Origin of the sequence: Streptomyces sp. NPDC058864 (assembly GCF_042742985.1) — a bacterium.
In the GTDB taxonomy this organism is placed as follows: domain Bacteria; phylum Actinomycetota; class Actinomycetes; order Streptomycetales; family Streptomycetaceae; genus Actinacidiphila.
Genome location: NZ_JBHYMQ010000019.1, coordinates 1 through 5,690, shown reverse-complemented (window position 1 = coordinate 5,690; position 5,690 = coordinate 1). Strand labels below are relative to the sequence as shown.

At 72.1% G+C, this 5,690-nt stretch carries 3 protein-coding genes and 1 tRNA gene; 1 reads left to right on the top strand and 3 read right to left on the bottom strand.

The window, feature by feature from the left end:
- A partial coding sequence (locus ACFW3D_RS17140) for a HAMP domain-containing protein (protein WP_500505047.1) occupies positions 1-1,237 on the bottom strand: 1,237 nt, incomplete at its 3' end.
- Between the two features lie 446 nt (positions 1,238-1,683).
- Between ACFW3D_RS17140 and ACFW3D_RS17135 the strand changes: the two genes are divergently transcribed.
- The gene (locus ACFW3D_RS17135; protein WP_500504944.1) at positions 1,684-4,299 is read left to right on the top strand and encodes a SpoIIE family protein phosphatase; all 2,616 of its coding nucleotides are present in this window, start codon (positions 1,684-1,686) and stop codon (positions 4,297-4,299) included.
- A gap of 77 nt (positions 4,300-4,376) precedes the next feature.
- Here ACFW3D_RS17135 and ACFW3D_RS17130 read toward each other — a convergent pair.
- Both ACFW3D_RS17130 and ACFW3D_RS17125 read right to left on the bottom strand, forming a co-directional pair.
- Positions 4,377-4,449: transfer RNA gene (locus ACFW3D_RS17130), tRNA-Thr, on the bottom strand.
- An 83-nt stretch (positions 4,450-4,532) separates the two neighbouring features.
- Positions 4,533-5,498 (bottom strand): DegT/DnrJ/EryC1/StrS family aminotransferase, encoded by a 966-nt coding sequence (locus tag ACFW3D_RS17125; protein WP_500504943.1) that lies wholly within the window; start codon positions 5,496-5,498, stop codon positions 4,533-4,535.
- Positions 5,499-5,690 lie beyond the last annotated feature (192 nt).

Sequence of the window (5,690 nt, the reverse complement as noted above, 5' to 3'; positions counted from 1 at the left end):
ACGAGGACAGCTGGTCCACCATGCGGTTCACGGTGTTCTTCAGCTCCAGCATCTCGCCGGAGACGTCCACCGTGACCTTCTGCGACAGGTCGCCGCCTGCGACCGCCGTCGTCACCTGCGCGATGTCCCGCACCTGGCCGGTCAGGTTGCGGAACGCGGTGTTCACCGAGTCGGTGAGGTCCTTCCAGATGCCCGCGGCGCCCGGCACCTGCGCCTGGCCGCCGAGCCGGCCCTCCGCGCCGACCTCGCCCGCCACCCGGGTCACCTCGTCGGCGAAGGTGCGCAGCGTCTCGGTCATCGCGTTGACCGTCTCGGCGAGCTGCGCGACCTCGCCGCGCGCGCCGATGGTGATCTTCTGGGACAGGTCGCCGTTGGCGACCGCGGTGGTCACCTGGGCGATGTCCCGCACCTGGGCCGTCAGATTGCCGGCCATCAGGTTGACGGAGTCCGTGAGGTCCTTCCACACGCCGTCGACCCCGGCCACCTTGGCCTGGCCGCCCAGCTGGCCCTCGGTGCCCACCTCGCGCGCGACGCGGGTCACCTCGGCGGCGAAGGAGGAGAGCTGGTCCACCATCGTGTTGACGGTGTTCTTCAGCTCCAGCATCTCGCCGGCCACGTGGACGGTGACCTTGCGCGACAGGTCGCCCTTGGCGACCGCCGTGGTGACGAGAGCGATGTCACGCACCTGGGCCGTCAGACGGGACGCCATGGTGTTGACGGAGTCCGTGAGGTCCTTCCACGAACCGGACATGCCGCGCACCCGCGCCTGGCCGCCGAGCTTGCCTTCGGTGCCGACCTCGCTCGCCACCCGGGTCACCTCGTCGGTGAACGTGGAGAGCTGGTCGACCAGCCCGTTGACGGTGCGGCCCACCTTGAGGAACTCGCCGCGCAGCGGATGCCCGGAACCGTCGGCGCCCTGCGCGCGCAGGTCCATCCGCTGCTCCAGGTCGCCCTCCGCGACCGCCGACAGCACCCGGCCGACCTCGGACATGGGGCGCACGAGGTCGTCCACGAGCGCGTTGGAGGCGTCGATGGCCGCCGCCCAGGCGCCCTCGCACGCCCCCGTCTCCAGGCGCTCGGCGAGCTTGCCCTCGCGGCCCACGACCCGCCGCACCCGCGCCAGCTCCCCGGTGAGGTGCTGGTTGCGGTCGGCGACCTCGTTGAACACGGCGGAGATCTCCGCCATGACCCCGTCGCCCGTGACCGTCAGCCTCTTGCGGAAGTTGCCGTCCCGCATGGACTCCAACGCGGACAGCAGCCTGTGCAGGGCCGCCGAGTCGACCTCGACGGTCCCCGTGCCGGCCCCGCTCCCACGCGACCGCACGTTCTTGACCCGTGCGGAACCGCCCCGCTTCGCCGCGGATGCCGCGCCGCCTCGCGCCGATGCGCCAGACTCCACCGTGTCCCTCCCGGAGGGTCGACCGACCTGCAGGTGCCTCGTTCAGGCATGACCAGTGTTTCACCATGCCCGGGCCCGGCCATAACAGTTCGGCAGCATCGCATATGACCGGCGTCATGATCGGGGCAGGAACACCCCCAACCGGCACACACGCGGTCGCCGGGGGTAAGTAACCTGGCATGCGGTTGCCCACCTTGGGCCGGGCGTACACCTCGAAGTGGGGGCCGGTGGTGACAGTACAGCGGACGACGAATGGTGACGTCCCGGGACAAACAAGGAGATCTGTGATCACGGCGCGGGCAGCGGCCACCTTCGAACCCGTGGGACGCTCGGTCGCCACCGCACGTGCGTTCGTCCGTGACACGCTCCAGGGCTGGGGCTTCTCCGAGGTGGTCGACGACGCCGTCGTCCTCACCAGTGAACTCGTCACCAACGCCGTGGTCCACGCCGGCACCGCGGCGGACGTCCAGTGCCTGCGCTTCGAGTCCGCCGTCCGGATCGAGGTCGCCGACCGGTACCCGGAACGTGAGCTTCCTCTCCACGACGCGAAGAAGCAGATCCATCCCGACCACGAGGGCGGGCGCGGGCTGCTCCTGTGCTCGGCGCTGGCCAGCCGCTGGGGCGTGGAGTACACCGCCGCCAACAAGCAGGTCTGGTTCCGTCTGGAGCTCCCCCAGCGCCCCGCCGGCACCCGTTCCGCGGGCCCCGCCCTGCCCGTGCAGGCGCTGCCGCTGGCCGACGAGCGGGTCCGGGTCGCCGTCGTCCAGGTCGACCGCGGCGGCATCATCACCCGCTGGAACCAGGACGCCGCCGAACTCTTCGGCCACCCCGGCGACCAGGTGACGGGCAAGCCGCTCGGCGACTTCGCCGCCTGGCCGCAGACCCCCGGCACCGGCCACGGCATCGCCGAGGCCCTGCGGCTGTCCCGCTGGGAGGGCAGCTACGGCGTCCGCGGCGCCGACGGCCGGATCCTCCCCGTCTACGGCACGCACCTGCGGGTGCGCGACTCCTCCGGCGAGCCGTCCACCGTGTGCCTGCTGGTACGCGAGGACGAGCGCGCGGTCCTGCAGAACCCGGGCCGCGGCATGATCGCCGTCGAGGGCGGCGCGGAACGCGGCAAGGCCGTGGACCCCTTCGAGTCCTTCATCGGCTCCCCCGCCCCCGACGACCTCGACGGACTGCTGCAGCGCACCGTGGAGCGGGCCCGCGACATGCTCGACGGCGACGCCGCCTACCTGCTGCTCGCCACCGACGACGAGACCGAACTCGAGGTGCGGGCCTCCACCGGACTCCCCTCCGCCCGGCAGCGCTTCGCGCGCGTCCCCGTCGAGGCCGGCACCGGCCGCTACGGCAGCGCCCGCATGCCCGCCGTCCACGAGGACCTCACGGCGGTCCCGGGCGCCGTCCCGCTGCTCGCCGGCACCGGCATGCGCTCCGTCGTCACCGTCCCCCTCAAGGTCGAGGGCCGCCTCACCGGTTCGTTGGGCGTCGCCGCGGAGAGCCCCGGCCGCTACACCAACGAGGAGGCTCTGCGGCTGCAGTTCGCCGCCGACCGCATCGCGCTGGCGGTGGAGAGCGCCCGCCTCACCGAACTCGAACGGCTGCGCCGCGGCTCGCTGTCCTTCCTGGTGGAGGCCTCGGACCTGCTGGCGGGCACCCTTGAACGGGACCAGACGCTGGCCCTGATGGCCCAGATGACGGTACCCACCCTGGCCAACTGGTGCGCCGTCTACACCATCGCCGACCAGGCATCGGAGCCCGAACTCGCCTTCGTGCTGCACGAGGACGAGGACCGCATCGACGGCATCAAGGCCCTGCTGTCCCGCGTCTCCCCTCCCGAGCCCGACCCGACCCCCGGCGCCCGGGTGTGGACCGCCCCCGCCGACGCCGCCCACTCCACCGCCCTGCGCGCCTCCCTGCGCAGCCTGGGCCTCGGCGACGCCGGGCGGCCCGCAACGGGCCCCGGCACGGCCCTGGCGACCGCGGCCGCGGTCGGCGGCGAGACGGTCGTCCTGCCGCTGGTGGCCCGCAACCGCGTCATCGGCATGCTCACCCTCGGCAAGTCCGCCGACGAGCGCTTCCGTCAGGAGATCCTCGAACTCGCCGAGGACCTGTCGCGCCGGGCCGCTCTCGCCCTGGACAACGCCCGCCTGTACAGCGAGCGCACGGCCATCAGCCAGTCCCTTCAGCGCAGCCTGCTGCCGCCCGGCCTGCCGGTGATCCCGGGGGTCGAGGTCGAGGTCGTCTACCGGGCCGCCGGCGAGGGCAACGAGGTCGGCGGCGACTTCTACGACGTGTTCCCCATCCGCGACGGCTGCTGGGGCTTCGCCATCGGTGACGTGTGCGGCACGGGCCCCGAGGCAGCCGCCGTGACGGGTCTCGCCCGGCACGCGCTGCGACTGCTCGCCCGTGAGGGCTTCAGCGGCCCGTCCGTCCTGGAGCGGCTCAACGCGGCCATCCTGGACGAGGGGGCCCGCAGCCGCTTCCTCACCCTCCTCTACGGCGAGATGTGGCCGCAGAGCGACGGCAGCGCCGTCCTGAAGGTCGTCTGCGCCGGCCACCCGCTCCCGCTGCGCCTGCGGCAGAGCGGCGTAGTGGAACCCGCCGCGGAGCCGCAGCCCCTCCTCGGCGTCATCGAGGACCTCGAACTCGTCGAGCAGACCGTCACCCTCGACCCAGGCGACGTCCTGCTCTGCGTCACCGACGGCGTCACCGAACGCCGCGAGGGCACCCGCATGCTCGGCGACGACGGCCTCGCCGACGTCCTGGCCACCTGCACGGGACTCACCGCCGGCGCCGTCGCGGCCCGTATCCAGCGGGCCGTCGAGCGCTTCGCCTCGGACGCGCCCTCCGACGACATGGCCATCCTCTCGATGCGCGTCCCGGAACTGCCCGCCTAGCGTGGGCAGTCCCCGCGAAAAGGAGCAGGAAACAGGAAAAGGCCCCCGCCGGACGGCGGGGGCCTTTTCCTGTTCAGAGCCCCAATACGGAATCGAACCGTAGACCTTCTCCTTACCATGGAGACGCTCTGCCGACTGAGCTATTGGGGCGCGTCGACGTGAAGGATCTTAACCCATACGGGTCCCGGTTCGGAAATCCGCTCGGCGGACGGCCCGGCCCGGACGGCCCTGGTTCAGAGCAGACCGCCGAGCGTGTTGCACACCGCGGCCATCCGCTCCAACTCCTTCTCCGTCAGGCCCGGGTGGACGGGCAGCGACAGCGTCTCGCCGGCCGCCTTCTCCGTCCGGGGCAGATACGAACCGGACCGGTACCCGGGGAGCCGGTGCACGGGCGTCGGGATGCTCACGTTCGCCTGCACGCCCCGCGCGGCCAGGGCCATCGCGAACGCGTCCCGGTCCGGCCGGCCGTTCCCCGGTATGCGCACCGTGTAGCGGTGGTAGACGTGGTGGGCGCCGGGCTCCACGTACGGCACGAGGACACCGGTGAGGGCGGAGTCCAGGTAGCGGCAGTTGGCGCGCTGCCGTGCAACGGCACCGGCGAGCTTCGCCAGCGCCCCGCGACCCACGGCCGCCTTGCGGTCGGTGATGCGGGCCTTGGCGTGGTCGGTGTTCCTCAGCCGCTTGACGGCGCCGGCCAGTTCGGGGTGCTCCGTGGTCACCACCGCCCCGGCCTCGACCGCGAACACGCTCAACACGCCGTAGGTGCCGACCCGGCGCCCGGCCAGCGTCGCCGCCTGGGCCTGGGTGGCGTCCTCGACGATCGCCAGGCCGTGCCGGGTGGCGATGTCGGTGATCTGGTCGACGGCCGCGGGGTGCCCGAAGAGGTGAACCGGCAGGATCGCCACCGTCAGCGGCGTGATCGCGGCGGCGACGGCCTCCGGATCGAGGCAGAACGTCAGCGGGTCGATGTCGGCGAAGACCGGCACCGCACCGACCTGCCGCACGGCGGCCGCGGTCTCCACGGGCGCGAACGACGGCAGGATCACTTCCTCGCCGGCACCGATGCCGAGCGAGAGCAGCGCCAGCTGCAACGCGGAGGTCGCGGAATCCACGGCAACGGCATGACGCCCGTCCACCGCAGACGAGAACTCGTCCTCCAGCGCGGCAACTTCAGCACCCTGAACCAGGAACTGCTGCATCAGGCCCACCTCCACTTACCCGGTCCGGCAAGGATCACCGCAGCGGGTGATGCGTTGCTGATCTGAACATGAACAACGGGTGTGGATACGCCAAAGAGCCGTGCCCCCGGACTGGGTCCGGGGGCACGGCTTTGAATGATTGTTCGGCGGCGTCCTACTCTCCCACAGGGTCCCCCCTGCAGTACCATCGGC